This window comes from Streptomyces humidus (genome assembly GCF_014649655.1).
GTDB lineage: Bacteria > Actinomycetota > Actinomycetes > Streptomycetales > Streptomycetaceae > Streptomyces > Streptomyces humidus.
The window spans coordinates 54,501-80,313 of record NZ_BMTL01000024.1; the positions used below are offsets into that span (position 1 = coordinate 54,501).

At 66.9% G+C, this 25,813-nt stretch carries 29 protein-coding genes and 2 pseudogenes; 23 read left to right on the forward strand and 8 right to left on the reverse strand.

What is annotated here, in order from left to right; all coding sequences use genetic code 11:
- Window positions 1-7: 7 nt before the first annotated feature.
- The 5 genes from IE239_RS26340 (at window position 8) to IE239_RS42370 (ending at window position 5,179) form a co-directional block, all read left to right on the forward strand.
- A complete protein-coding gene (locus tag IE239_RS26340) occupies window positions 8-949 on the forward strand; it encodes a hypothetical protein (protein WP_190151885.1) in 942 nt (313 codons plus the stop codon).
- Window positions 946-2,262 (forward strand): OmpA family protein, encoded by a 1,317-nt coding sequence (locus IE239_RS26345; protein ID WP_190151886.1) that lies wholly within the window; start codon window positions 946-948, stop codon window positions 2,260-2,262. Before IE239_RS26340 ends, IE239_RS26345 begins: the two co-directional genes overlap by 4 nt.
- A gap of 98 nt (window positions 2,263-2,360) precedes the next feature.
- The gene (locus IE239_RS26350; RefSeq protein ID WP_190151887.1) at window positions 2,361-3,809 is read left to right on the forward strand and encodes a hypothetical protein; all 1,449 of its coding nucleotides are present in this window, start codon (window positions 2,361-2,363) and stop codon (window positions 3,807-3,809) included.
- A complete protein-coding gene (locus IE239_RS26355; RefSeq protein WP_190151888.1) occupies window positions 3,806-4,216 on the forward strand; it encodes a hypothetical protein in 411 nt (136 codons plus the stop codon). Before IE239_RS26350 ends, IE239_RS26355 begins: the two co-directional genes overlap by 4 nt.
- A 543-nt stretch (window positions 4,217-4,759) precedes the next feature.
- Window positions 4,760-5,179, forward strand: a complete 420-nt coding sequence (locus tag IE239_RS42370; protein WP_229878316.1) for a hypothetical protein — start codon at window positions 4,760-4,762, stop codon at window positions 5,177-5,179.
- A 179-nt stretch (window positions 5,180-5,358) separates the two neighbouring features.
- On the opposite strand, the gene IE239_RS42375 is transcribed toward IE239_RS42370, so the two are convergent.
- Window positions 5,359-5,547 carry a hypothetical protein gene (locus tag IE239_RS42375; protein ID WP_229878317.1) on the reverse strand — a complete coding sequence of 63 codons (189 nt, stop codon included), beginning with the start codon at window positions 5,545-5,547 and terminating at the stop codon, window positions 5,359-5,361.
- A 52-nt stretch (window positions 5,548-5,599) separates the two neighbouring features.
- Here IE239_RS42375 and IE239_RS26365 point away from each other — a divergent pair, with 52 nt between their 5' ends.
- On the forward strand, window positions 5,600-5,914 hold the full coding sequence (locus IE239_RS26365) for a hypothetical protein (protein WP_229878318.1): 315 nt from the start codon (window positions 5,600-5,602) through the stop codon (window positions 5,912-5,914).
- 161 nt (window positions 5,915-6,075) lie between these two features.
- On the opposite strand, the gene IE239_RS26370 is transcribed toward IE239_RS26365, so the two are convergent.
- On the reverse strand, window positions 6,076-6,282 hold the full coding sequence (locus IE239_RS26370; protein WP_190151889.1) for an Imm32 family immunity protein: 207 nt from the start codon (window positions 6,280-6,282) through the stop codon (window positions 6,076-6,078).
- A 183-nt stretch (window positions 6,283-6,465) separates the two neighbouring features.
- Between IE239_RS26370 and IE239_RS26375 the strand changes: the two genes are divergently transcribed.
- Window positions 6,466-6,942: a hypothetical protein gene (locus IE239_RS26375; RefSeq protein ID WP_190151890.1), complete on the forward strand. Its 477-nt coding sequence runs from the start codon at window positions 6,466-6,468 to the stop codon at window positions 6,940-6,942.
- A 23-nt stretch (window positions 6,943-6,965) separates the two neighbouring features.
- Here the strand turns inward: IE239_RS26375 and IE239_RS26380 are convergent.
- A pseudogene (locus IE239_RS26380) lies at window positions 6,966-7,316 on the reverse strand (helix-turn-helix domain-containing protein); the annotation flags it as partial.
- Between IE239_RS26380 and IE239_RS26385 the strand changes: the two are divergent.
- Window positions 7,317-8,102, forward strand: a pseudogene (locus tag IE239_RS26385) (tyrosine-type recombinase/integrase); the annotation flags it as partial.
- A gap of 255 nt (window positions 8,103-8,357) precedes the next feature.
- On the opposite strand, the gene IE239_RS26390 reads toward IE239_RS26385, so the two are convergent.
- Window positions 8,358-9,959 (reverse strand): restriction endonuclease, encoded by a 1,602-nt coding sequence (locus IE239_RS26390; protein WP_229878319.1) that lies wholly within the window; start codon window positions 9,957-9,959, stop codon window positions 8,358-8,360.
- Between the two features lie 867 nt (window positions 9,960-10,826).
- Between IE239_RS26390 and IE239_RS26395 the strand changes: the two genes are divergently transcribed.
- The gene (locus IE239_RS26395) at window positions 10,827-13,712 is read left to right on the forward strand and encodes an NACHT domain-containing protein (RefSeq protein WP_190151891.1); all 2,886 of its coding nucleotides are present in this window, start codon (window positions 10,827-10,829) and stop codon (window positions 13,710-13,712) included.
- A gap of 180 nt (window positions 13,713-13,892) precedes the next feature.
- Here the strand turns inward: IE239_RS26395 and IE239_RS42380 are convergent, their stop codons facing one another.
- From IE239_RS42380 to IE239_RS26410, 3 genes are read right to left on the reverse strand one after another with little or no spacing between them, the layout of a single operon-like run.
- Window positions 13,893-14,276, reverse strand: coding sequence for a hypothetical protein (locus tag IE239_RS42380; protein ID WP_229878320.1), 384 nt, complete (start codon window positions 14,274-14,276; stop codon window positions 13,893-13,895).
- Window positions 14,270-14,698, reverse strand: a complete 429-nt coding sequence (locus IE239_RS26405; protein ID WP_190151893.1) for an ATP-binding protein — start codon at window positions 14,696-14,698, stop codon at window positions 14,270-14,272. The genes IE239_RS42380 and IE239_RS26405 overlap by 7 nt, the downstream gene beginning before the upstream one ends.
- A gap of 46 nt (window positions 14,699-14,744) precedes the next feature.
- Window positions 14,745-15,152: an NUDIX hydrolase gene (locus IE239_RS26410; protein WP_059130624.1), complete on the reverse strand. Its 408-nt coding sequence runs from the start codon at window positions 15,150-15,152 to the stop codon at window positions 14,745-14,747.
- A 110-nt stretch (window positions 15,153-15,262) separates the two neighbouring features.
- On the opposite strand from IE239_RS26410, the gene IE239_RS26415 reads away from it, so the two are divergent.
- The 13 genes from IE239_RS26415 to IE239_RS26475 all read left to right on the forward strand — a co-directional run bounded on the left by IE239_RS26415 (window position 15,263) and on the right by IE239_RS26475 (window position 23,363).
- On the forward strand, window positions 15,263-16,051 hold the full coding sequence (locus IE239_RS26415; protein ID WP_057600682.1) for a GntR family transcriptional regulator: 789 nt from the start codon (window positions 15,263-15,265) through the stop codon (window positions 16,049-16,051).
- 28 nt (window positions 16,052-16,079) lie between these two features.
- Entirely contained in the window at window positions 16,080-16,379 is a 300-nt protein-coding gene (locus tag IE239_RS26420) for a hypothetical protein (RefSeq protein ID WP_190151894.1), read from the forward strand.
- A 161-nt stretch (window positions 16,380-16,540) separates the two neighbouring features.
- A complete protein-coding gene (locus IE239_RS26425; RefSeq protein ID WP_108999490.1) occupies window positions 16,541-16,897 on the forward strand; it encodes an SCO3933 family regulatory protein in 357 nt (118 codons plus the stop codon).
- Complete coding sequence (locus tag IE239_RS26430) at window positions 16,897-18,279, forward strand: FtsK/SpoIIIE domain-containing protein (RefSeq protein ID WP_190151895.1); 1,383 nt, start codon at window positions 16,897-16,899, stop codon at window positions 18,277-18,279. Before IE239_RS26425 ends, IE239_RS26430 begins: the two co-directional genes overlap by 1 nt.
- An 83-nt stretch (window positions 18,280-18,362) precedes the next feature.
- Complete coding sequence (locus tag IE239_RS26435) at window positions 18,363-18,998, forward strand: DUF2637 domain-containing protein (RefSeq protein WP_190151896.1); 636 nt, start codon at window positions 18,363-18,365, stop codon at window positions 18,996-18,998.
- Between the two features lie 3 nt (window positions 18,999-19,001).
- Window positions 19,002-19,187, forward strand: coding sequence for a hypothetical protein (locus IE239_RS26440; RefSeq protein WP_190151897.1), 186 nt, complete (start codon window positions 19,002-19,004; stop codon window positions 19,185-19,187).
- A 1-nt stretch (window position 19,188) separates the two neighbouring features.
- Window positions 19,189-19,380, forward strand: a complete 192-nt coding sequence (locus IE239_RS26445; protein WP_010985414.1) for a mobile element transfer protein — start codon at window positions 19,189-19,191, stop codon at window positions 19,378-19,380.
- Window positions 19,381-19,396: 16 nt separating this feature from the next.
- Window positions 19,397-19,591 carry a hypothetical protein gene (locus IE239_RS26450; RefSeq protein ID WP_190151898.1) on the forward strand — a complete coding sequence of 65 codons (195 nt, stop codon included), beginning with the start codon at window positions 19,397-19,399 and terminating at the stop codon, window positions 19,589-19,591.
- 24 nt (window positions 19,592-19,615) lie between these two features.
- A complete protein-coding gene (locus IE239_RS26455) occupies window positions 19,616-19,867 on the forward strand; it encodes a SpdD protein (protein ID WP_190151899.1) in 252 nt (83 codons plus the stop codon).
- A 159-nt stretch (window positions 19,868-20,026) separates the two neighbouring features.
- Window positions 20,027-21,307 carry a replication initiator gene (locus IE239_RS26460; RefSeq protein ID WP_190151978.1) on the forward strand — a complete coding sequence of 427 codons (1,281 nt, stop codon included), beginning with the start codon at window positions 20,027-20,029 and terminating at the stop codon, window positions 21,305-21,307.
- Window positions 21,300-21,539 carry a helix-turn-helix transcriptional regulator gene (locus tag IE239_RS26465; RefSeq protein WP_190151900.1) on the forward strand — a complete coding sequence of 80 codons (240 nt, stop codon included), beginning with the start codon at window positions 21,300-21,302 and terminating at the stop codon, window positions 21,537-21,539. Before IE239_RS26460 ends, IE239_RS26465 begins: the two co-directional genes overlap by 8 nt.
- Window positions 21,539-22,783 (forward strand): tyrosine-type recombinase/integrase, encoded by a 1,245-nt coding sequence (locus IE239_RS26470; protein ID WP_190151901.1) that lies wholly within the window; start codon window positions 21,539-21,541, stop codon window positions 22,781-22,783. Before IE239_RS26465 ends, IE239_RS26470 begins: the two co-directional genes overlap by 1 nt.
- A gap of 400 nt (window positions 22,784-23,183) precedes the next feature.
- Window positions 23,184-23,363 carry a hypothetical protein gene (locus IE239_RS26475; protein WP_190151902.1) on the forward strand — a complete coding sequence of 60 codons (180 nt, stop codon included), beginning with the start codon at window positions 23,184-23,186 and terminating at the stop codon, window positions 23,361-23,363.
- Between the two features lie 80 nt (window positions 23,364-23,443).
- Here IE239_RS26475 and IE239_RS26480 read toward each other — a convergent pair whose 3' ends face one another.
- Window positions 23,444-24,205 carry a phosphoglyceromutase gene (locus IE239_RS26480; RefSeq protein ID WP_190151903.1) on the reverse strand — a complete coding sequence of 254 codons (762 nt, stop codon included), beginning with the start codon at window positions 24,203-24,205 and terminating at the stop codon, window positions 23,444-23,446.
- A gap of 232 nt (window positions 24,206-24,437) precedes the next feature.
- On the opposite strand from IE239_RS26480, the gene IE239_RS26485 reads away from it, so the two are divergent.
- Window positions 24,438-25,802, forward strand: a complete 1,365-nt coding sequence (locus tag IE239_RS26485) for an MDR family MFS transporter (protein WP_190151904.1) — start codon at window positions 24,438-24,440, stop codon at window positions 25,800-25,802.
- The last annotated feature ends 11 nt before the right edge of the window (window positions 25,803-25,813 follow it).

The window sequence follows — 25,813 nt, forward strand, 5'->3', positions numbered from 1 at the left end:
GACTGTCATGGCAGACCGAAAGGGCTTCTTCGCCCGGCTCCGCGACCGGTGGCGCGCACGCCGCACCGCGAACCGGGAAGTCGTCTACGAACCGGAACCGACCGAGATCACCACGCCCCTGGCCGAGGCCGAACCCGCCGAACCCGATCAGCAGTCCGAGTCGGTGGAATCGCTCTTCGACACCTCCGACCTGCTCGTGCCCGCCGCGGGCGACATGTTCGACTTCCGGCTCCTGCCGTACTTCCGGTGGACGTGCAGCACACTGAGCTACACCGAACTGCGTGAGCGCGTGAGCGGGCTGGAGCCTGGCGCCCGGGCCAAGCTGGTGCGACGGGCCTGGACGGTGTCCCGCCACCACCCCCCGGAGGACCCTGCGGGGGTGGAGAAGGCCATCAACCGCGAAGTGCGGCCCGGCTGGTGCTACAACGACGGCAAGCACATGATCTGGTGCCGCCCCAAGGTCGGGGTCCGGCTGGATCCGGCACTGCGCGATCTGGTCCAGCCGTTCCGTCTGACCGAGCGGCGCATGCGGGAGGAACACGAACTGCGCCGGCTGAAGGCCGAGCAGGCCCGGGCGCTGACCGGCGTCTGGCTCGATGTGATCGCCGGCCTGGAGGAGCTCGGCGAGCTGCGGCCCTCGACCGACGGGGCGCCGGCGAAGCGCGAACTGAACCCCGCCCAACTCCAGTTCCTCGTGCCCTTCGCCTCCGTGCTGGCCGACAAGGAGTTCGCCACGATGATGGGCGGCCTCCAGGAGGCCCGCCAGTCGGGTACCCGTGTCCTCGCCGACGTGCTGGCCGAAGCGACCAGGAACCACGAGCGGGTCGGCCTCTTCGAGTTCGCCAACGCCTACGACAAGGCCCTCAGCAGCTTCTGCCAGCACATGGGGCTGGAGCCGTTCTCCTGGGTGGACAAGGCCACGGCCGAGCAGAAGAAGGACAGCGCATGAGCATGAGAAGGGCCGCGTCACCCACGGGGCCGGTGCACGGTCGCACGCGGACCGCGGCATCCGCCGCCCGCAGGCGTGCCCTGCTGTCGCCGCTGCTGCTCGCCCTGACGGCCGTCGGTCTGACGTCGTGCGACACGCCGCCGCCCCTGGACCTCTGCGCCTGGACGGCCGAACCGGCGAAATCCGGCCTGGGCCGGACGGTCGTCCTGGTGGACACCTCCGCCTCCTTCCACGATGGCGCCGCTTCGACCTCGGTACGCGACCCGCGCGAGGCCGTGGCGGACTACGTCGAGAAGGCGGTGGCCCACAAGGAGTCCGTCTCGGTCGCGGCGTTCGGCGGCGGCGGCCCCACCGGCCTGCGCTGGCAGAAGACCCGGTCGACGGACTGGGCGGCCGAGGACGACAACCCCGACAGCCGGTCACAGCTGCGCACGGACGCCGTCGCCTGTGTCCAGAAGGACGTGGCCGCCGCCGCCAGGTCGACGCCCGTCACGAACGGCACGGACGTGCTGGCCGCCCTGCGAGCCGCCGGCGGCGTTCTCGCACGCACCAGCGGGCCCCGCCGGCTGGTCGTCGTCAGCGACGGGCTGCCGACCACCGGCTGCGCCGACCTCACCCGCGCTCTGTTCCGCAACGACGCGGAGATCGACGCGATCGCCCAGGTGTGCCACGACCGCAAGGAGCTGACGGAGCGTTCACTGAGCGCCGTACGGGTCGTGTTCGTGGGACTCGGGCAGCCCGCCGCCGACCAGCCCGTCCCCACCGCGGCCCAGCAGCAATGGCTCGGCGCGCTGTGGAAGCGGCTGTGCGACGGGGCGCACCCGCCGGGCGATCACACGGCCGGCTGCGACGTCGTCGACACCCAACTCACGGTGCAGCGTCCCGCCAGGACGCCGTCGAGCGCTCAGCCCACGAACGCCGCAGACCCGGTCGTCACCTACGGCGACAAGCACCGGCAGCGCTACCGACTGCCGGGCGCGGCCCTGTTCGACAAGGATTCGGCCGTGCTGCGGCCCGGCGCGAAGACCGTACTGACCCGGATCGCGGTGACCGCGCGCAGTCTGCCGGGCGCCCGGGTCAGCGTCGACGGCTACGTCGACCCCCGGGGCGATCCGGCAGACGACGGACCGCTGTCACAGGCCCGCGCCGATGCCGTCAAGGACATGCTGCAGGAACTCGGCGTCACCCGGATCACGGCGCAGGGGCGCGGACAGCCGGCCGACTGCCCTCGTGGAGGGCCGGCCGGCGGCTCGCCCTCCGGCCCGGACCGGTTGCAGTGCGCCCGGCGGGTCGACATCGAGGTCGACGCGTAGCCACCGAGCACCCGCGCAGGACGACGGTCGTCGGATCGAACGGTTACCGATCGAACGGTTACCAGGGGAAACGGTTACCAGGGGAAGTGAACCGAGGAATGAGCGTCAACGGAAACGCGCCGCACGGCACACAACGGACTCCGGCCGCGGTCACCTGCCCGGTCCTAGCCCTGCGCCCGGCCGAGAGCGGGAACGACGACGGGCCGCCGCACCCGGACGGGCGGTCGGTGAACCGGACGGACAGCAAGGAGGTCGCGGCTCTCCTGGAGGCGTTCGCCACCGCCAACAGCGGGCTCGCCCAGGCACATGCCGAACTCGGCGAGCGGGCCGCCGAAGTGCTGCGCTCGGCCGAACGCGCCCGCGGTGCGCTGGAGGCGGTGGAACGCTTCGAGCACACCCGGTCACCGGCCAAGGCCCGGAAACGCATCGAGGAACTGGACGGGGAGCACTCCCAGGACGGCCCGGAGGACCTGCGCCGTTCGTCGCGCCTGTGGCGCTGGGTGCTGCTGCCCCTGATCGTGCTGGCCGGCATGGCCTTCGACGCTTCCTTCATCGGAAAGCTCCTGCAGTATCTGATGAAGGCCGGGCCGGACCAGTCCGCGTACTACCTGGCTTATCTGCCGGGCCTCGCCGTCCCCATCTGCCTGCTCGGGGCGGGCACCCTGCTCGCCGAGTCGGTGTTCCGGCAACGCGTCACGGCCGCCCGCACCATGAAGCGCGAGCGCCGCCGCCTGACGTTCAGGGAACGGCGCATACGCCTCGAACACGCCACCCAGACCCGCGAGCAGACCGGCCTGCCGTGGCCGAACGCAGGATGGCCGCTGCTCTTCACCCTGGCGATACTCGCCATGTCCGGCTTCTGGGCCTACACGAGGACCGTACAGATCGCCAGCGGTCGCACGGGATTCCTCACCGCCTACCGGCCCGCCGTGGTCGTCCTGCTGGTCATGCTCGGCGTGGCCACGGTGATGGCCAAGATCATCGCCCACAACCCGTACGCCGCCAGATCGAGGGAGGCCCGCAAGAAGGCCGAGAACGCGGAACAGGGGGCCACGGACCTGCTCGCCGGCGCGAGGGAGCAGCTCGCCCTGCACGTCACCTCCTGGTCCCGGCTCAAGTCGGCCACCCTCGCCGCCGAGGACCGGGCACGCCGGGCCGTGGAGGACGCGTGCATCAAGCTCGTCCAGGACCGGGCCCGCAGCGGCGTGGCCGGGGAGTTCACGTTCCCTCTGCGGACGCTCGTCTGGCCGTGGCCGCCCGAGGAGCCGGGCGCCGGGGACAGCGGCGCCGTCGACGCCGTGCCCTCTCCGCGCGTCCGGCTGGAGCTGCTCGACGACATCCACGCCATGCTCGAGCGCTGCGATCCCGAGCAGCTGCACGAGCAGGTCACGAAGGCCGCCGGTCGGACGACCCTGCAGTGGAAGGTCGGCGGTCCCCCGGACGCGGACGACACACACGTCCCCGAGGGGCGCGAGACCGAGCAGGCCGAGGCGAAGGCGGACGGTGGCCCGGCCGGAGCCGGGGACCCGGCCGGGACGGAGGGATGATCACCCCGCCCTGGGAGCAGCGGGCCAAGCACCTGGAGTTCCTGCAGAGCACCATAGCCAGGCTGAGCACGAACTCCTTTCTGATCAAGGGCTGGACCATGACCTTGACAGGCGCCCTCGGGGCCGTCGTGACCCAGCTCCCCAAACGGTCCGTCGCGACGGCGGCCCTCCTGCTGACCATGGGTTTCTGGCTCCTGGACAGTTACTACCTCAGACAGGAGCGCATGTTCCGCTCCTTGTACGAGAAGGCGGCCGAGGACCCGAGCGGCATACCCCTGTTCACGCTGGACGCGGACCGGTACAGCGAGCCGGTGGGATGCCTGGCGGTGTTTCTGTCGAGCACCATGCTGTTGTTCTACGGGAGCCTGCTACTGCTGGACGTCACGGGCCTCGTCGTCCTCGCCTGAAGGCGTGGACGTCACGGGCCTCGTCGTCTTGGCTGGTTGCTCGACCGACATGGCGACCTCCCACATGCCCGACTCGGATCCGGTTACGCGCACAACGCCAACCGCGGTCGTCAGCGGCCGGTAGAGCCGCACGGCCCGTCGGCACGGCCGGATGACACCTCCAGCCATGCGGGGGAAGGCGCATGCTTTCCCCGGCACGGCCGGATGACACCTCCAGCCATGCGGGGGAAGGCGCATGCTTTCCCACTGTGATGCTGGGGCGTTGCGCCGCGTACGGGGGCGTTCACCAGGTTCATGGGCGGCTGGCCCGTCGAGCAGGCCGGGCGTTCGGTCCCCTCTGAACGGCCGAACGGTGCTGAATCAGACGGAGACTGAGACGGCGGGTGTAGTAGGAGTGGCAGGACGTACTGTCCTGCCGGTGTCGCGGTGAGGCAGAGTGCACGAGATGTCGAGGGGACCATGAGGGCAGGAGATCGCGAGTCAACGTCTACAACGAGGCGTACGAAGACGGTGCTCCGTCGAGCGGCAGCACACCTCGCCGCCATGCATCTGAGCGGAGCGCTGCTTCTACTCACCTTCCTTGTGCCACCGGTCTGGGTTCTGGACGCCTACGGGGCAGCTCCGGCCAATGATCCTTCGGCGGACGTGCCGCCTTTCATGCTCCTCGTGGCGGTCGTGTTCGGCTGCGTGAGCTTCCACGTGGCGGTGCAGATTCCCTCGGGACTGCTGGGTACATGGCTTGGTCGGAACCGTACGGCCAGCATCACTTACGCGCTCGTCCTGGCGGTGGCGGGTGTGCTCACGGCCGTTCTTCTGTGGGGCGTCTTGGGGGCTCGCCTCGTCGCCCAAAACCTGCTGTTGTGGGCCGACTTCATGGCGCGCGGCTCATTGGCCATGGCTGCGTATGTCTGGCTGAGCCGCCGTCTCCGGACTCGGTCTGTGCAACGCTCTGTTGCCAGGTAGTGCTCCCTCAGCTGGGGAAGCTGCGGGCACTTGGGGGGGGCGGTTCGGGTCTGACCTGCGCGAACGACCAAGATAGGGTTTCGTTGGGCCCGCCCGCTGTCACCGTGGTTCCCCGCTGTTCCCCGCCCGATCTGGTGCGCTTGTGGTGCACGCATGCCTCGTCCCCGTCCCGGCAGTGCCTATCGCTTCTGCGCCCTGTAGCGCTTCATCAGTGCAGTGATCCGTGCGTGGTCCGCCCGGCCGTTGAGTTCGGCTACGAGATCGTCAGGACACAACTCGTAGAGATCCCCCCACCAACGACGTCCTCGGTTGTCCCAGATGCGATATCCACCTGGCACCCCCCGAGATACGTAGCGTCTCCTACCCACAGTCCCGGCTTCCTGCCGTACTTCCGTATGCGCTCGCTGGCACGATGACCTCGTGGCTGACCTAGAGCGCATCGCGACAGAGATCATGGCGTACTACCGGACGCTCGACGAGGGCGCCACCCTGAGACACCACTTCCGCCATGCTGACGAGGAAGACGGCCTCTGGTACATCGAGGCCGTTCCGGACCGCGGCGAGTTGGTTGTCGTCAAGCAGATGGAGCTGACCTCGGCCGGCCAGCTCCACCGGTACAGCTGGGAGCACCTGGAGGACGAGCACGGCGGCTTGACAGACCAAGCGGTCGATCCTGAGAAGGATCCGCTGGAGCCTATCCCGGCCGGAGACTTCCATCAGGTGTGGAATCGGTGAGCACGCTGGACAACCCCTTCGGAGCGAGGTGCGGTAGGTGCTCGGCTGACCAGCGCCTTCGCCATCTCGGGCCCGCCTGGCGCTGAGTGCCGTGCCGTGCCGTACCGCGGTTCCCCGTGAGACCCCGTTCGTTCTGGCACGAGAGTGGTACAGCCCGCGTACTACACCTTGTCGTATCGCTCCAAGATCAGGCTGATCGATCCGGCCTCGAGATTGATGCCACCCTCAAGATGCTCGTGGTACCCGCCTCGGAGCTCCGGATCAGCAAGACCAGTGAGTCGCTCTGCAAGATCCCGCAGTCCGGCGGCGTTGGCTGCAATGGTGATTTCGGTGGCTGAGCCATACACCTTGATCCGAGGTTCATCCATGACGTCACGCTACCGTCCGGTTGGTGAAGTCCCACCGGGCAGGCCAACCGTCCTGAACACACCCACTACAGGTGAACGGCCCTTGGCGGGGCACGCTGCTGATGCCCGGGGATACCTCCGGATCCCTGCGGTGTGTGCAGAGGCGTGGGAACGTCCATTGGGCACAGGCGGCAAGATGACCACATGGCCGACGACAAGAACACTGGCTTCAGCTTGCCGCGAGGGGCGACAGGCTTTCATCGGCCAAAGGACGACCCCCTTCCCGAGACCGATCTACGGGCCTTCAGGGGCGCTCTGTACGCAGCTGCTCGCGCTACTGGAGGCAAGGTGGGCGAGGTGGAGGAACAGGCATACCCCCGCACGTTCCACACTGCGTCGGTCGTCGAGGACGCAGGCCAGCACATCATCTTGTGCCACGCCCATCAGCCCTGGATCGCGTTCGCTCAGATGCGCAGGGACTGGTACAGCGAGGAGTTCGTCGCACCGCCGCCCTGGGCCGGCACCTTCGTGCACGCTGGGTTCCTGGTGCTCGACCGCGAGCAGCTCACCGCACCTCTTGCAGACGTGGACACTTCGGACCTGTCACAGGGCGAGTGGCGCGAGATTCGTTTCTATGGCATTACCACGCTGGGCGGGGTGATTTTCAACGCGTGGGACTGATGAGATTAAGGGCTTGCAGATCATTAACACGTCGTCTTGATCACGCTGGGGCGCCGCTCAGGGCTCGAACCGCGAGCCTGGAGGGCTGTGAGGGCGGAGGGCAGGGTGGCTGCCGGCGGGATGATGACGCTGTGCGCCTTGAGCAGTGTCCTGATCTTCAGCAGGGTGCGGTGCATGGCGGTCCGGCTGCTGTCGAACAGCACGGCCAAGGGCTCCGCGGCCAGGGCGACCCGCAGGTGAAGGACGGTCGCCAGGACCTGGTCGGGGAATGCGAGCCGGGGCGGGCGGCCGCGCTTGACGTCGCCGTCGACGGCCAAAGTGTCGCTGAGATCGCTCAGTTGCTGCCGTGACATGTCGGTCAGGGCGGGGTCGGCTCCAACGTTCGGGCCGTGCTCTCTGCGGCCGTAGAGGACGGCTACCTTCGCCGGAACCCGTGCAACTCGCGCACGGTGACGCTCCCCGAGATGGGCATGCGCCGGGTCGTCCCCTGGGAGCCGGGACGCGTCTTCGCCATGCGGGCCGCCATGGTCGAACGCTTCCGTCCCAGGGTGGAGATGGGTGCCGACTGTGGCCTCCGGCAAGGCGAGATCCTCGGGCTGTCCGTGGATGAGCTGGACTTCGACAGCGGCACCCTGCACGTGGTGCAGCAACTCAAGCTCAGCCTGAGCAAGGCCGTGTTCGCGCCCCCGAAGGGCGGCAAACTTCGTGACGTCCCTCTGCCCGATCCCGTGGCGGAAGCACTCCAGGAGCACCTCAAGCGCTTCCCGCCCGTTGAGATCACCCTGCCGTGGATGCGGGCGAACGGCCGGCTGGTGACCAAGCGCCTGATCTTCACCGGGCCAAACGGCGGCCACGTTTGGCGCACCTCGCTGAATGAGGACCACTGGAAGCCTGCTCTGGCATCCGTGGGCGTCATCCCGAAGGCCAAGAGCCGGGAGCACACCGCCGCGCGCGAGCATGGCATGCACGCCCTGAGGCACTTCTACCCGTCGGTGCTGTTGGACGCGGGCGAGAGCATCAAGGCCGTCAGCGAGTACCTCGGGCACTCCGACCCGGGACTCACTCTGAAGGTGTACGCGCATCTCATGCCGAGCAGCCGCGACCGGGCCCGGAAGGCTCTCGGTCAAGCACTCCGGCCGCCGCAGGACCCGCCGCGTTGAGGTCCCATAGAGGGCCCAGGCCGTGAAAATGCCCCCGCCCCGCGCCGTATGCGCAGGTAGGGGGCATGATCATGGACTCTACTTCTTCTTGCCCTGGGTCTTGCCGGGGATCTTGGTGAGCTGGGTTTTTGCTGGTCAGGGGCGGTGGGCTCGTGCGCCTGGTGGTCGTCGTTGGTCGTCATTGGCCACTGGTAAGCGGCCTCGGACGGCCCAGGGACGGCCCAGCTCCTCGGCCTGATGGGCGGCCCGCCGGCCTCAGCGCGAGGGGCGCCTCTTCGGGGGGACCGGGCCCGGGATCACGTCCTTGCCAAGGTGTTCCTTGATCAGGTACTTGAGTTCCGGCCCTTCGATGAGCTGGAGCCGGCCATGCTGACGGGCAAAGTCGTGGCTGGCCCTGCCGAACCACGATGTGGTGATCAGGACCCCCTTGGCAGCACGTTTGTGCTCGACAACTCCGGCGAGCGCCTGGACGGACTCAACACCCACGAGCTTGCTGTAGCGCTTCGCCTGAATGATGCACTCACCGTTGAAGACGGGGTCCTTGCTGACGGCCACCGCGTCAACGCCCTCGTCTTTGGACGCCTGGGTGTTCCAGGCCTCCATGCCGATCGCCTCGAACAGTTGGCGGATCAGGTGCTCGAACTCGGTGGGCGTCAGCTTCACCAGCACAGGCCTGCTGTCCAGGCCAGCAACAACATCCATGCTGTCCATGAGCCGGTACTTCGACAGGTCGAACTCGACGATGGGGCGGATCGGTTCGAGATCGTAGGGGTTGGGAGACACCAGAGCGTTGAGTCCCCTGAGGCACTGCGCCGGATCAACCTGACTGAGACGGAGCTTCCCGAACTGCTCCCTGCTGGCGCTGAGCGTCACCAGACAGGGTGAGACCTCCTGACCGGTGGCCCGATCGATGGTCCTCACATGGCCGTTCAGGATCACGCCATTGACGATCCGGTCGGGATCGCTCGTCAGGACCTCGTGGACTGTCCTCAGAGCAACTTGAGCCAGGACGGAGGCGTAGATCTCCTTGCGCTCCTTCTCCGGACGAGGCAGCACGGTCGTCTCGTCTCGGTTCTTCACGTACCGGTAGCCCCGCGCGGTGGGAACGATCGCCTCAGGCGGCAGGTGGATCTCAACGAGTACGTCACCGGTGGCAGGTCGAAAGGCGATCCGATGCTCGTGGGGGAAGCCCAATGGATACTCCGACGCATCTAGAACAGCCCCTAGGTGAGCCTCGACCGCCGCGGGCTCCCCGGCCCTGTAGGCCTCGCGCTCCTCGTCCAACTTCCTGTTGAAAGCCGCCACCTCGTCAAGGGCTAGCTCTTCGGCCTGGCGGTGCTCGGCACGCTTCCGCTCCAGGGTGGCCAGCCGCTTCTCCTCGGCTCGCCTGTGACGATCCTGTGCCTCGCCGAACCGCACCCGTGCCTCGGCAACCTCAGCTTCATAACGCTTCCTGCCAAGACCCAGGACAGCAGCCAGACCGCCGGGCTCCGGTGGTGCGAACTCCTCCCAGCGCGGTGAAGGCTCCGGACGAGACCAAGGACGCTCGTCTAACTTCTTCGGCGTGTGAGTCCTCCGCCGGCGCTCGAAGGTCGTCGGCGGATCGCCCACCAACGCGTTACGGAGCAACTGCCCGAGCTGCTCGACCTCGTGCTCGACCCCGATCGTGCGCACCTGCGCCTGCTCCGCCTGCTGCTCCTGATACGCGGCCTTCCGCTCGCGTTCCTGCCGCTTGCTGGCCGTCTCAGCGGCCTTGCGTTCCCGCTCCGCTTGTCGTGCCCGTTGCTCCTGGGCACGTCGTAACGCTTGCTGCTGCCGCTGATAGTCGTTGCCTCGGCCGCTGCCCCGTTGCGCCACCTGGTTACCCCTCCCCTGACCTCACTCCGCCACAGGGCTGCATTCCCCTTCTACATCGCAGAATCACGCAGCGCAGAGACGTCGCCTCAGTCGGACTGCACGGTGTGCACCGTGGACTCAGGTCGTCTGCACCTCAACCGACGACAGTCAGCCACGATGGCGGGTTTGCCGACCGACCAGGCGCGCGTGTGCCTCGCCGCGCCCCCACAGACCTCAGCCACGCTGTCGCGGTGTCGTCGACCAGAGGAAGCCAGGACGGTCGGCCCGTGAGCACACTGCCTGAGCCATCAGCTTGGGAAGCTCGGGTTTCTTGGCGACGATTGCTGTGCTGACCTGCGGCGGAGTGGCGTTGGAGCCCCGGTCGCTCCCAGGGCAAGTTCCCGTTGTTCCCCGTGGTTCCCCGCAGGATCTGGCACGCGAATGGCACGGTCCCTCTGCGTCAACGCAACTCAGCCGAGTTGGTCCTCGGTGTCTGAGCCTCAGCCGACGACAGTCAGCCAGGGTGGCGGGTCAGCCGACCGTGCAGGCGCGCGTGTGTCTCGCTGTGCCCCCACCGACCTTGGCCAGCCTATGTGCAGTTTTCTGGTGTGCGTCACCCATGGCGGTTCAGACGCAGGGCTTGGCACGGGTCAGTGTGTCTGGTCCCGAGACCTCTCGACGGTGACTACTGCCGATCGCTCTCGTGCAGCGGTACGCCAGCAAGCCCCTCCAGACGGGGTGCCAGCTGGTCGCGACGATCCCTGTACACGGAACAGCCACCGGAAACTAAGTGGCTTGCCACACCCGGGGAGCGAAATCTGCCAACTGGCTCCCGCAGACGCAGGGACGTCAGTAAGGTCATTACCTCCTGATGAGACGGGGTGGCAGGTGTTCTCGGATCCGGTGTTGCAACAAGCCGCAGGCGGCGTCATTGCCAGTGTTATCGGCGCCACGGCGACGCGCCTTGGCGTGACCCTCAGGTCTCTGGGCAGCCGAGGCCTCAAGGAAGATGAAGAAGTTGTTAAATGGTTTAATACTTACACGGTTGCCGAATCGGCACCTCGAATCTCCACTCTGCCGACTGGCGTTCCCGAAAGTGAACTTTGTCGAATCCTGGAGAGCTCGGCGTTTCATTCCGTGATTCATGAGCTATTGGCCGCACGCCTCACCGATGCCCCAGAAGCTGATGTTCAAGATATCCGAAAGGTTTTTGAGCTCACGCTGGGCTACGCTAATCCCGCTGTGGATATATCTGATTTTTCCGATGCCCTATTTGATTACTACGATGCCGAGATCTCCTCGATTGTTGGAAGAATTCAAGGAGCTTCGCCTGAATTTCTCCCAAGGCTGAGAAGTGAGGCTTTCGCGGCACGGATGGTCTCCTCCCTGAAGGCGCTCGAGCGGAGAGTGCGGTCCTATGACACGGCAGACCCTCAAAGGGATCGCGCGTTCCTTCTTCGCTACAAAAATCATCTTTTGGAGGAATTTGGGAAAATTGAACCCCCAGACTTCGAGCGCCGCCGTCGCGTTCCAATCTCCGATCTCTATGTGACTCCGGAAATCAATCAACTTGATATGCCCAATGCAAGCCCAATCGATGTCTGGGAGTTGGGTCGCAGAATCGATAGGACAGTTCTGCTCGGGGATCCGGGAGGGGGTAAGACAACAGCATCAAATGTCCTCATGCATTGGCATGCAAATTCGAATGGTCAACTTACCCCATTCCTGGTCACTCTCCGAGAATTTGCATCACAGGACCCTCCAGAGCGGTCCGTCCTGAAACACATTGAGCACACGCTTGAAATCATTTATCAGTGCCCCCCGCCCGAAGGGCTCATCTCGCGACTGCTCCTTTCGGGTTCAGCCCTCGTAATCTTCGACGGTCTGGACGAATTGATCGACACGGCGCGGCGATCTGAAGTAACTACGATCGTCGAGCGATTTTGCACGGAGTACCCGATGGTAAAGGTACTCGTAACTTCACGCCTCGTCGGATACGATCAAGCGCGCCTCGACGATCAGTGTTTTACTCGATACCGTGTTGGAGGGTTCGACACGGCGAGAGTGAGCGAATACGTCCGGAAATGGTTCGCGCAAGAGAGTGGAATTAGCAACCCGGAGGCGGAAGCCCTTGCTGAAGCCTTCATGAGTGAAAGTGTCACTGTTTCAGACCTCAGATCTAATCCGCTCATGCTTGCCCTGATGTGTATTCTTTATCGCGGAGAGGGTTCGATCCCGAGAAATAGGCCAGAAGTCTACGAGCAATGCGCTGGCTTGCTTTTTAGAAAGTGGGATGCGAGGCGGCGAATCCACACGGAGCTTCGAGCGCGCCCACATGTCGAACCCGCTCTACGACACTTGGCCTATTGGCTTTTTAGTCGACAGGACACCGAGTCGGCAGTAACTCATGGCGGCTTGATCAGTGAAACTGCCAAGTTCCTGCATGGGCGGGGATTTGAGTCGATCGATGAAGCGAAAGAGGCAGCAGAAGAGTTCGTGGACTTCTGTAAAGGGCGTGCTTGGGTCTTCAGTGATGCTGGAACAACGGCTCGAGGGGAAGCGCTCTACACTTTTACCCACCGCACGTTTTTGGAATATTTCACGGCTGCGTATCTCTCATCGGTCAGTGATACACCTGAGAAGCTAGCAAAGCTACTAGTACCCCACGTCGCGAAAGAAGAGTGGGAGGTAGTAGCTGAGTTGGCCGTGCAAATGAAGGATCGTTCCGTTGATCAGGGTGCGGCCAGGGTTTACAGGAGCTTGCTGAGTGATCGCCGTTACACGGCGTTTGACAGTCGCAGCAATCTACTCTGTTTCCTTGCTGCGTGCCTGGAGTCCGTTGATCCTCCGCCGGCTGTAGTGCGGGAGCTCACTCGTAACTGCCTCAGCCATCTTCTTCGCGGCAGCTTGAATGATCAGCTATTCTATGCTCCTCTGCTTGTTTTGGTCAGGTGCAGTGGTGCCTATCGTGAAATCGTCGCCAGCGAAATAACAGCAAAAATTGATGAACTTGCTGAATCAAGCGACGAATCGATGAGACTGGCAGGTCTTAGACTCGCAGTCTGGTGTGACCCGCAGAATAGTACCTACTCACGTGGGCCCCTGGGTTCCATCGGGGAGGAAATTGGACGCTATTGGCGTGATTTTACTGAAGCCAATTGTGTTCGATTTGAGTCGGAGATTGTTGCAGCGGCGGAAGCTGACTCAGGCTTCTTGCATCTTGCTCTCATGCGGAGACTTATTGATTTGGAGCAGGTGCTATCGCATCCGCATAATTTTGAAAAGTTGACGATTGGGGGCCACCCCATCGCTATTTTCGGAACTATCTGGTCGCCGTACTTGCCGACCCAGGCCATCAAGCTGGTGACACAGCCGGAGGATGTAGCTGAGGACACCCTTAAAGACATGGCGGTGGTGGGCAAATATGTTGCTCAACACTCTTCTCCGCCCTGGATGCGTTCAGATAGCGGTCACTGGGCAGGATTTGTGCGTCCCGTGGTCGATCCTCCAACATTGCAGCCACTGCAATCCGATGCCTTCCTGGGGGCATCAGTATTGCTGATGATCATCGTTGAGCTATCAGGAGATGTCGGCTTCAGGTCCGGGACGCCGGAGGATTTGGGTTTTCTTTCCGATCTCCATCCGTATCTCGTGACGCGAGTTGCTCGTCAAACTGAAGTTGTTCTTCCACCTCTGCCGATTCCTCAGGAGCTGCAAGGACTTATGGAGCGCTGGGCTCTGGGAGAAGTCGATTTTCTACGGAGCAACGCATAGGCTGACCGCCGATTGGCGGGAAATAGTCCTGCTAGCGGTGAGCGGTTAATTGTTCTGCGCGCGGCACGGGCGCCGGCCGGGTTGGAGCGGGACGAAGGCAGGAGCGCAGGCCCGGCCGGGGGCCGGGCCGCGCGCGGGGAGCGGAGCGAGCCGCCTTGAACCAGTAGAGAAAGTTGTAACTCAGTTGGCTCTATGGGGCTTGAAGTCATTCGTGCAGGCTGGGAGTTCGACGCCCTGACGGTGTGCCAGGGGTAGGAAGAGAGCTGGTCGGACCGTCCATGTGATGCGTGTGCTGATGTGCGTGATGGACACCGTCCAGGGCTCCCGGCGCAACAGGGCTCGTCTCGTGTCGATGCGGTCGTCGTGGAGTCGTGTCCACGCCTCCTGGGAAGCGGCGGTGTCCGGGGCCGGTGAGATGGTGCGCAGGATCGTCGCCACCCAGTTGTTCGCCTCGACCGCCGAGTACGCGTCGAAGGATCCGAAGAGCGCCGGCGGGCGTCGTCCGTCGAGCCGTTGTGTCCAGCACTCGCACCAGAAGCCCGGCCGGGTCGTCGTCCTCAGCACGGGTGGCCTCCTCGGCCTGCGTCGGTGAAGAGCTCCGCCGTGATGGTGTGGCCGGCCTCGCTGCCGTGGACGACGACCCGGTGAGCGATCGAGGTGACCATGCCGAGTCCGCGGCCGTGTTCGGCGTCCTGGTCCTGGTGCTCGATCTTCGGGGCCGTGCCCGTGCCTCCGGCATCCGTCACGGATACCGCCACCACCTGAGCCGAGACGGCGACGGCCAGGTGGAAGCTGCCGGACTCGCCTCCGCTCGCCGTGTGCAGGATCGCGTTCGCGCTCAGCTCGCTCACGATCAGCTCGGCGTCCTCGGCGAAGGGGGAGCCTCGCAGGACGTCGCGCGTCCATCGGCGGGCCCGGCTGACCTCTTCCGGGAAACCTGGGCAAGACAGTCCCCAGACCCGGGCAGTACTCGTATACTCGTGCATACAAGTTCCTTCATGCTGGTAGGCCGCCATGTGCAGCGGGTTCGGACTAGACGAGTTTCACGCCGTCGTGGGCGCGGATGGCTGGCGGAGACGCCGCGTCGAGTGCGTCTATGACGCGAATCGCGTATGCCTCGTCAGCGAGTTCGGAGACTTCTTCACGAGTCACCCAGCGCAGTGCGCGGGTCTCGTCGCCGGTGGTCGGCGTACCGTCGGCCGCCTCGCAGCGGAAGACCAGCGAGACGATCAGACCCGTCATGTTCTTGTAGACGCCGGTGAGGGTCGCGGGAAGCGCGATCTTGATGCCGGTCTCTTCGAGGACTTCGCGTTGAAGGGCTTCGGGGACGGTCTCCTCGCGTTCGAGGATGCCGCCCGGCGGTTCCCAGTGACCGTTGTCCCGGCGCTGGATCAGGAGGGCCCGGCCCTGGGCGTCGACGACGACCCCGGCCACGCTCACGGAGTGCGGGCGTTCTGTGCTCACGTTCCTCGGCCCTCTCGGATGGCTAGGCTCTCCACCGTAGCAACAAGCACTCGCCCACTCGTCTAGATACCTAAAGGAGTACACACATGAGCCCTCTTTCTTCGGGCCTGCTCGGTGATCTCGACCCTACGAGCGATCGTGCGGTCTTCAGGCAGATCGCCGACCAACTGCGTGAGGCCATCGACCGTGGGCGATTCCGGGAGGGCGAGAAGCTGCCCTCGGAAGCTGAGCTCGTCGACCACTACGGCGTCTCCCGGATGACGGTCAGAAACTCCTTCTCCATCCTCCAGGGGGAAGGCCTCGTCCACGCCGAGCACGGCAAAGGCGTCTTCGTCCGGCCCCGTCCGCCCGTGCGGCGGCTCGCCTCGGACCGGTTCGCCCGTCGTCATCGCGAGCAGGGGAAGTCCGCGTTCATCGTCGAAGCCGACGCGGCGGGCAGCCACCCGCAGGTCGACAGCCTTGAAGTGAAGGAAGAGAAGGCGAGCCAGGACATCTCCACGCGGCTCGGGTCCGTGCGGCGGGTCCTCGCACGTCGGCGCCGCTACCTCCTCGACGGGCGACCGGTTGAGTTCGCCACCTCCTACCTACCGCTCGACATCGCCCGCGGCACGCAGATCGCCGAACCCAACCCCGGCCCCGGCGGCATCTACGCCCGCCTCGAAGAGCTGGGCCACCGCCTCGACCACTTCGAGGAAGAGATCCGCGCCCGGATGCCCTCGCCCGACGAGGTGCGCACGCTGCGACTGGCGGCCGGCGTGCCCGTGATTCACCTGATCCGAACCGCCTTCGACACCGAAAAGCGACCCGTCGAGGTCTGCGACACGGTCATGGCGGCGGATGCATACGTCCTGGCGTACCAGCTCCCCGCCACATGAGCCTGTGGCATCAGGAAGGAGACGCGTCGTGACCGAGGAATGCTGGCAGCTCATGTGCGGCGATCGGCTCGCCGGAACCCTCCGGATGGAGGCTATCGACATGTTCTGGACGGACTGCACCTTCGAACCGGGGCCTGAGTGGGAAGTGCTTCGTCCGCTCTTCGACGCCTCGCGTGACGCCTGGGTGCGGGGAGACAGAGAGGCTGCCATGGTGGCCGACCACCGCATTCGCGCGGCGGGCCTCGTCCTCGCCGGGAGCGAAGGGGGAGCAACGATCACCGATTTCCTTATCCGGATCCACGGGGGCAAGGCACGGTTTCGGTGGTGACCTCGCGGCTCCGTTCCCGTCGGTACCACGAACTCGTACACCCCAACACGCTTACTCGTATAGACGAGTGGGCAAGTTGTGTGGCAGGGTGATCGTCGTGAGCCCGAGGAATCGGGTTCGCAGATCGCATCTTGTATAGACGAGTAGATAGGAACGTGCCTGTGCGCACCATCCGTGTTGAGACCTCCGCCGCGACCATCCTCCTGACGGAAGCCCCTGAGCCGAAGGTCCGTGACCGCCAGACCGGTGAGATCGCCAAGGACGCCGTCAGCGGCGAGGCGCTGATGACCATCGGCGTCGTCTACATCGAGGACGGGGAGTCCTCGCTGATCAAGGTCACCGTCCCGGAAGGCGGCGTCTCAGAGGGGCTGAACCTCGGTGCGCCGGTCTCGCTGCCGGGGCTGGTCGCCCGGCCCTGGGAGTCCGTGTTCAACGGCCAGCAGCGTCACGGGATCGCCTTCCGGGCCGCCGCCGTCACCCCCGCCGCCTTCCCGGCCGTCATGGGGGCCTCGGCCTGATGACCGATCTCGCGACCCTTCTGGAGGTGGGTGGTCCCGTCGCCGCGCTCGGCGGTGGGGCCGCCTACACCCGGGCCAACCACCCCAGCCTCTACTGGTCGGCCGTCGGCGGGCCGATATCCACCGTCCGGCTGCTCAGCTCGTACGCCTCGGTCATGGAGGCCTGCGGCCTGACCGTCCCGCCGTCCCGGCTGCGCATCCTCGCCGTCAAGGCCACCACTCGGCGGGAGGTGCGGCCTGTCCCGCCTCGTCGGGGCATCATCCGCCCTACGTCGACGGGCTTACGGCTGCGACTGCGGCTCGCTCCTGGACAGGAACCCGCCGACGTCGCCGCCTCGGCCGAACGGCTGCGGCACGCCTGGGGCGTCCACGCTGTGTACGTCTCCACCGTCAAGCCCGGTGTCGTCGAACTGCGGCTGGTCGGCTTCGACGTCCTGCGCAAGGTGCGGATGCCGCGCAAGATCGACGGCGGCTTCCTCCAGGTGCCGGTCGCGCTGCGGGAGGACGCCATGCCCTTCGTCCGCGACTACCGGGCAGTTCCTCACCAGCTCACCCTCGGCGCGACGCTGTCGGGCAAGTCCATGTACCTGCGTCATCTCGTCTCCGGACTGGCCTCGCAGGACGTCGCCCTCGTGGGCGTCGACTGCAAACGCGGGGTTGAGCTGGCTCCCTTCGCGTCGCGTCTCTCGGCGCTGGCCACCGATCCCGATGAAGCGGCAGAGCTTCTGCCCGTCCTGGTCAAGGAAATGGAGGACCGATACGACCTGATCAAAGCCCGGCAGGGCATCGCCCCTAACACTCCGGACGAAGAGATCACCTCCGACGTCTGGGGCCTGCCCGAGAGCGAACGTCCCGTGCCCGTCGTCCTGTTCGTCGACGAGGTGGCCGAACTCTTCCTCACAGTCACCCGCAAGGACGAGGAACGGCGCGACGAGATGGTCACCCAGCTCATCCGCCTCGCCCAGCTCGGCCGCGCGGCCGGCATCTACCTGGAGGTCTGCGGACAGCGCTTCGGTGCCGAACTCGGCAAGGGCGCGACCATGCTCCGGGCCCAGCTCACCGGCCGGGTCTGCCACCGCGTGAACGATGAGGCCTCCGCGAAGATGGCCCTCGGCGACATCGCGCCGGAAGCGGTCCTCGCTGCCTGCGCCATCCCCGCCGAACGTCCTGGCCTCGCGGTCGCGGGTGACACGTCCGGCGGCTGGTCCCGCATCCGCACCCCGTGTCTCTCCCTCGGCGACGCCGCCGACATCTGCCGGGAGGCGGCTCACCTGGTGCCGGACCTTCCCGCGCTGAAGCCGTTTCGGCCCTACGTGCCCGTTCCTCTGCCTTCTGTCGAACGGCCAGGGCCCGCTGTCCAGCCGCGCCCCCTCGCCGACTGAGTCTCACCGCACCCCGGTCGGCGTGACCGTCTCGCGCCACGTCCCTACCCCTCCCATGCCTGATCCAGAAGGGAGACGCCCTCATGCGCGCCCAACTGGCCCGTATCGACGCGGTGTTCGTCCAGGCGTTCATCGCCGCCGCGCTGTCCTTCGCGCACATTCACGACGTCGCCGTGGCGGCCGGACAGGACGGCTGGAAGGCCTGGGCCTATCCCGTCTCCGTCGACCTGCTGCTCGTCGCCGCCTGGCGTCGGCTGCGTTCCGGCTCGGCCAAAGGTGCGGCCTGGTGCTGGTTCGTCATCGCGCTCGCCGCGTCCCTCGGCGCGAACGTCGCCACGGCCGGCCTCCTCGACCTCGGCGACGTCCCGGCCTGGCTGCGCATCCTCGTCGCGGGCTGGCCCGCCGTCGCCTTCCTCGGCGGAACCCTCCTCGCCCACTCCACCCCCAAGGCGGCCGACGACGTCGAGCTCATCGAGGACCAGGAGGACGAGCCTGAAAGCGCACCAGAGCCGACTACCCCGCCCGCCATCGAGGCCCCACCTGACCGCTCCGCCGTCCCGGTCCCGGCCGCCCTCATCGACCACGCCCGCAAGGTCGCCGCCGAACACCACACCCGAACCGGCTCCCCCATAGACGTCACCACCCTGCGCGCCCGCCTCGGCGTCCCGGCGCCCATGGCCGAAGCCATCGCCGCCCACCTCATGCCGACAGGAAGTTGACCCATGCCCTTTCTCACCTTCAACACGGCCGCCGACTACCTCGACGCGGCCCGCGAGATGGCCGCCAGCGGCCGACCGGCACTTGCCCGGCTCCTCGCCGAAGAGGCTGCCGACCGCACACCGGACCCCACCGAAGCCGCCCGAATCCTCAACGCTTTCCCCGCCCCCACCCCTCGGGAGGAGGACTGACGTGACCGCCAACCGCCGCTTCCGCAACGTCACCCGCATCGGCCCGGTGCAGGTCGGCACCGCCTACGACCACCGCGGCCGCGAGAAGCACACCGCCGCCTGCACCGCCCCGCGCTGCAACTTCTCCGCCGACTACGACAGCCGAGCCGCCGCCGAGCTGGCCGCCCGCACCCACCGCTGCCCCGTCCGCTGAAAGGACCCTGTACCCCGTGACCGTCAGCCTTCCGCTCGTCGTCGTCCTCGGCTTCTTCGCCTGGGGAGCGGTCAAGTACCTCGGCGTCCGCATCTGGATCGTCGTCCTGATCACCCTCTTCGGCTTCTGGCTCTCGCGCACCTTCCTCGCCCCCGCCATCGAGTCCGGCACGCGCTCCGGCGTGACCGTCATAAACGGCCAACACATCTAGACGAGTAGACAGGAGACCGCTGCCGTGTTCCTCCCCAAGTACCCGGACAACCCCACCCCGCCGCCCGCACACACCCACGCCCCGACCGACCCGGCCCCCGCCCCAGTCCGGCGCTCGCTCCCGTCGGTCTCCGTCGACCAGAAGACCGTCGCGGCCGTGCTTGTCGGCGGAGTCGTCCTCACCGCGCTCCTGGCCGCCGTCGCCGTCACGGCCATCTCGGTCGCCGTCGCAGCCGTGGTCCTGCGCTCCCTGCTCCGCGACCACCACCGCCGCTGACCTGCGGCCAGACCTCCGGGGCGGCGTGACACAGCCACGTACCCGCCGCCCCGGCGGCCCACCCCTCCCGAAGTGCCCGTCAGAAGGAGAACCGTCATCTTCGCCCGCGCCACCCCGCCCCCTCTCCCGGAACTCAGCAACCTCGCCGCAGGCGGCACCCTGCCCGGTATCCTCCGGCAGCTCTCCGGCCTCGGCGGCTGTACCCACCCGATCCGCCTCGACGGCCACCGCACCGAATACGACGTCGACGCCACCACAGGCGAGGTCGGCCGCATCCTGCGGCACCTCGACTCCTCGGAACTCCCAGCCGGCCAACTCCTCGTTCGCTGCAACAACCGCCGCACGACCCGCTGTGCGGCCTGCTCCGAGGTCTATCGCCGCGACACCTTCCAACTGATCACCGCCGGGCTGCGCGGTGGCAAGGGCACCCCCGAACACGTCGCCACCCACCCGCGCGTCTTCGCGACCTTCACCGCCCCTGGCTTCGGCCCGGTCCACAACCGCCGTACTGACGGCCGTCCCTGCCGCTGCGGCACCCACCACGACCAGGAGGACGAAGCCCTCGGCTCCGCGCTCGACCCGGACACCTACGACTACGAAGCTGCCGTCCTCTGGAACGCGCACGCCGGTCCGCTCTGGCGCCGCTTCTCGACCTACCTGCGCCGGGAGGTCGCCAAGCGCGCCGGCCTGTCGCAACGGGAGCTCCGCGACCACGCCCGCGTCTCCTTCGCCAAGGTCGCCGAGTACCAGAAGCGCGGTGCGGTCCACTTTCACGCGGTCATACGCCTCGACGGCCCCGGCGGCGGCGAGACTCCGCCCCCGGCCTGGGCGACCGCCGAACTGCTGACCGACGCCATCGGCGCTGCCGCGTCCAAGGTCCAGGTCGACGGCCCGACCATCGACGGCCGCGCCCACGCTTTCGTCTTCGGCCGCCAACTCGACGTCCGCACCATCCGATCCGCCGACTTCAACGACGGCCAGGAGCTCACCGAGCGCGCTGTCGCCGCCTACATCGCCAAGTACGCCACCAAAGGCGCGGAGACCGCCACGGGAGCCCTCGACCGCCCGCTGAAGTTCGTCGCCGAACTCGCCCAGCTCGACATCAGCGAGCACGCCCGCCGCCTGATCCGAACCGCCTGGGCCCTCGGCGCACGCAAGGACCTCGAACACCTCCGCCTGCGCGCCTGGGCCCACATGCTCGGCTTCCGCGGCCACTTCTCCACCAAATCCCGCCGCTACTCGACCACCCTCGGCGCACTCCGCGACGCACGCGCCGAATGGCGACGAGCACAGGCAGCAGCGAACGAACCCGCCCCCGAGACGACGTACGTACTCGCGCACTGGGTCTTCGCCGGAACCGGTCTCTCCGACGCCGAAGCCTGGCTCGCCGCATCCCTCGAACCCGCCCCCGGAACCGAAGGAGAACCCACCCGTGGCTAGCCGACGCCTCGCCCTGGCCGACGTGGCCGCCGAACCGCGCGCCCTTCCTTCGCGGTACCTGACCCCTGACGACCTGGTGGAGATGTTCGAGTTGCCCAGCGTCGAGACGGTCTACCAGTGGCGACGTAAGCGCACCGGGCCCCGTGGGTTCCGCGTCGGCCGGCACCTGCGCTTCGACCCGGCTGACGTGCGGGCCTGGGTGGACTCCCAGCGTGAGGGGGCGGCTGCCTGATGGCCGGACACATCCAAGACCGCTGGTACAAGTCCGAGGTAGGTCCGGACGGCAAGAGCCGCAGAGTGAAGAGCGACCGCTATGGTTCGGGCGCCCGCTACCGCGCACGGTACGTCGGCCCGGACGGTACGGAGAAGTCCAAGAGCTTCCCCGACAGACAGAAGCGGCTTGCTGATCAGTGGCTCGCCCACACCGAGGCGGACATGGCACGCGGGCAGTACATCGACCCGCGTGCCGCTCGGGTCACGTTTCAGCAGTACGCCGAGACGTGGGTATCCACCCAGGGAGCCGACCCGAACACTCAGGCTTCGATGGAGTCACAGCTTCGACTGCACGCCTTCCCGTACCTGGGATCGCGCCCGCTCGGCTCCTTCCAGCCTGCGCACATCCGGGACTGGGTGCGGCAGCTGAGCGAGAACGGCATCCGGGGCTCGTACGCCCGCACCATCTACTCCAACGTGCGTGCCGCCCTCAGTGCGGCCGTGGATGACGGGCACCTTCCCCGGAATCCGTGTGCGGCTCGATCGGTCCGGCCGCCGACCGTCGATGACAGGCGCGTCGCTCCCTGGACACCGGAACGGGTCTTCGCCGTCCGGGCCGGCATGCCCGAGCGGTTCCGGGCCATGGTCGACCTCGGCGGCGGCTGCGGGCTGCGCCAGGGCGAGATCCTCGGCGTGGCCGTCGACGCGATCGACTTCGAGTCGGACACGTTGCACGTGGTCCAGCAGCTCAAGCTGAGCCGAAGCAAGGCCGTCTTCGCCCCGCCCAAGGGTGGCAAGCTCCGGGACGTGCCGCTGCCCGGTCCCGTCGCAGATGCACTCCGGGCTCACATGAAGCGGTTCCCGCCGGTCGACATCACCTTGCCGTGGAAGGTGGCGGACGGGCCTCCGGTGACCAAGCGGCTGATCTTCACGGGGCCGCGCGGAGGTCACGTCTGGCGGACGTCACTCAACGAGGAGGCGTGGAAGCGGGCGCTGGCCTCGGCTGGAGTGATCCCCGAGCGTAAGCCTGGCGAGCCGTACGCCGAGTCCCGCGAGAACGGCATGCACGCACTCCGCCACTTCTACGCCTCGGTGCTCCTGGACGCTGGGGAGAACATCAAGGCCCTCGCCGAGTACCTCGGCCACTCGGACCCGGGCCTGACGCTCCGCGTATACGCCCACTTGATGCCGTCAAGCCGGGAGCGCACCCGCAAGGCTGTTGCTTCAACCTATGAGAATTCCCGCAGCATTGAACGAAACTAGTGGCAGCGCTCAGACACTGCATTATTCCTTCCACTGAAGGAAGTAATCATTCCTCTCGCGGAAGGAAAGAGGAAAGGGTCATTCCGGGCTCACGTAGCACGAAATCCGCTCCCACTCTATAGCGACAATAGGTTCCGTAGAGTGGGGATGACCTGGCCTCCCTTGGAGGGGGTACGCGACGGAACGTTCCCTCAGACTCTTAGGGAAGTTAGGTAAATGTGCGCAAAGAAGTGTCTACGAGTCAACCTCGACCCCTCTTTTCACCTGCATGTTTGGCTACGGCGTGGCAGCTATGAGAAAGTCTCCAGGGTATGCGAATGCCGCCCCGGCATGGGCGGCATTCGCTTCCATTTTTGCGCTCAGAAACCCTAGCCAGGAACCGACCACAGATGGAGGCCACATGGTCCCACGCGCAGGTGTCACCGTCGACATCTGTCCCCGTGACTTGCCGCTCGCGCTCATCGGCACGGCCGGCGGCGCGCTCGCCCTCTGGGCCGATGCTCCCCCCGAGATCGCCGTCCCCGTGGCGCTGGTGATCGTCCTCGACATCCGGGTCCGCCGCTGGCGTCGTCGCACCTGACGGCCCAGGGACGGCCCAGCCCCACCAAAAAGCCCCCGACCTGCCAAGAAACCGCAGGTCGGGGGCTTGCCGGTGTCGTGTTACTTCTTCTTGCCCTGGTTCTTGACCGCCTCGATCGCTGCTGCCGCCGCGTCCGGGTCGAGGTAGGTGCCGCCCGGGGTGACCGGCTTGAAGTCCGCGTCGAGTTCGTAGGCGAGGGGGATGCCCGTCGGGATGTTCAGGCCCGCGATGTCGGCGTCGGAGATGCCGTCGAGGTGCTTGACGAGGGCGCGCAGGCTGTTGCCGTGGGCGGCGACGAGGACCGTGCGGCCGGCGAGGAGGTCCGGGACGATGCCGTCGTACCAGTAGGGGAGCATCCGGACGACGACGTCCTTGAGGCACTCCGTGCGGGGGCGGAGCTCCGGGGGGATGGTCGCGTAGCGCGGGTCCGCGGACTGGGAGAACTCCGTGCCGTCCTCGAGGGGCGGGGGCGGGGTGTCGTAGGAGCGGCGCCACAGCATGAACTGCTCCTCGCCGAACTCCGCGAGGGTCTGCGCCTTGTCCTTGCCCTGCAGCGCGCCGTAGTGGCGCTCGTTGAGGCGCCAGGAGCGGTGGACCGGGATCCAGTGGCGGTCGGCGGATTCGAGGGCCAGCTGGGCCGTGCGGATCGCTCGCTTCTGGAGGGACGTGTGGACCACGTCAGGCAGGAGGTCGGCGTCCTTCAGGAGTTCGCCACCGCGGACCGCCTCCTTCTCGCCCTTCTCGTTGAGGTTGACGTCCACCCAGCCGGTGAACAGGTTCTTCGCGTTCCACTCGCTCTCGCCGTGACGGAGGAGGATCAGCTTGTACGGTGCGTCGGCCATGCGTACGAGCGTAATCCACCGCTCCGACACGTTGTGCGTCCGCTCGTACAGCGGACAGGCCGACGGCAGGGCTGCTCTCAGGACAGCTGTCAGGACGGCGGTCAGGACGGCTCGCAGGGCGATGGCAGGACCGTGACGATTGACCGTTTCTGTTAAATGAGTGGCCTCCCCTTTCGCCTCCCTCGTAAGTTCTGAGAGCCGTCTGCGCCGCTTACATTCCGGGGGATACGCCATGCCTGTCGCCGTACTGAGACGTGCCGCCCGCGAGACGCTGTCCGGGCTCCCCCGGGAGTTCTGGTGGCTGTGGACCAGCACCCTCGTCAACCGGCTCGGCGCCTTCGTGGCCACCTTCATGGCGCTGTACCTGACCCTGGACCGCGGCTACTCCGCCTCCTACGCCGGGCTCGTCGCGTCGCTGCACGGGCTGGGCGGGGTCGTCTCGTCGCTCGGCGGCGGCGTCATGGCGGACCGGCTGGGACGGCGGCCCACCATGCTCCTCGCCCAGACGTCCACCGCCGCCTCCGTCGCGCTGCTCGGGTTCATGGAGCATCCGGTCGCCATCGCCGGGGTCGCCTTCCTCGTCGGAATGGCCTCCAACGCCTCCCGGCCGGCCGTGCAGGCGATGATGGCCGACATCGTGCGGCCCGAGGACCGGATCCGCGCCTTCTCGCTCAACTACTGGGCCATCAACCTCGGCTTCGCCGTCTCCTCCATGGCCGCCGGGTTCATCGCCGAGGTCAGTTACCGCGCCGGCTTCCTCCTGGAGGCCGGGATGACGTTCGTGTGCGCGATCGTCGTCTTCCTCAAGCTGCCCGAGTCACGGCCCGAGCAGACGGACCAGGGCGTCCTCCGCGACAGCGGCAGGGTCGGGCTGGGAACCGTCCTGCGCGACGGGCGCTTCATGAGCGTCGTCGGCCTGTCCTTCCTCGTCGCGCTCGTCTTCCAGCAGGGGGCCGTGGGTCTGCCGGTGGCGATGGGCGCGGCCGGGTTCACGGCGGCCGACTACGGCACGGCCATCGCCGTCAACGGCGTCCTCATCGTCGTGCTGCAGATCCCCGTCACACGGTTCATCGAGCACCGGGACACCCGGCGGCTGCTGGTGATCTCCTCGGTGCTCGCGGGGTACGGGTTCGGGCTGACCGCCTTCGCCGGGTCGGTCGGCGTGTTCGCGCTCACGGTCTGCGTGTGGACCCTCGCCGAGGTCGTCAACGCGCCCACGCAGACCGGGCTCGTCGTCCGCCTCTCCCCCACCCACGGCCGGGGCCGCTACCAGGGCATGTACACGCTCTCGTGGGCCCTGGCCTCCCTGGTCGGCCCGGTGCTGTCCGGTCTCGTCATCGACCGGTTCGGGGCGGAGTGGCTGTGGGGGATGTGCGCGGTGGTCGGCACGGTGGCGGGGGCCGGGTACGCCGGGCTGATGCGGCGGCTGCCGGCGGAGAAGGAGTCGTCAGACGCCCGCCAGGCCGCCGCCGGTGACGGGGGTCCCGCCCGCCGGGCCGTCTCCGACGGCTGCCACGCCGACCGGGTCTCCTCCGACGGGCCCTCCCGTCCCGGCCGTGCGGACGCCGCCCCGGAGCCGGAGAGCAGCAGCGCCTGACGTCCGCCGGC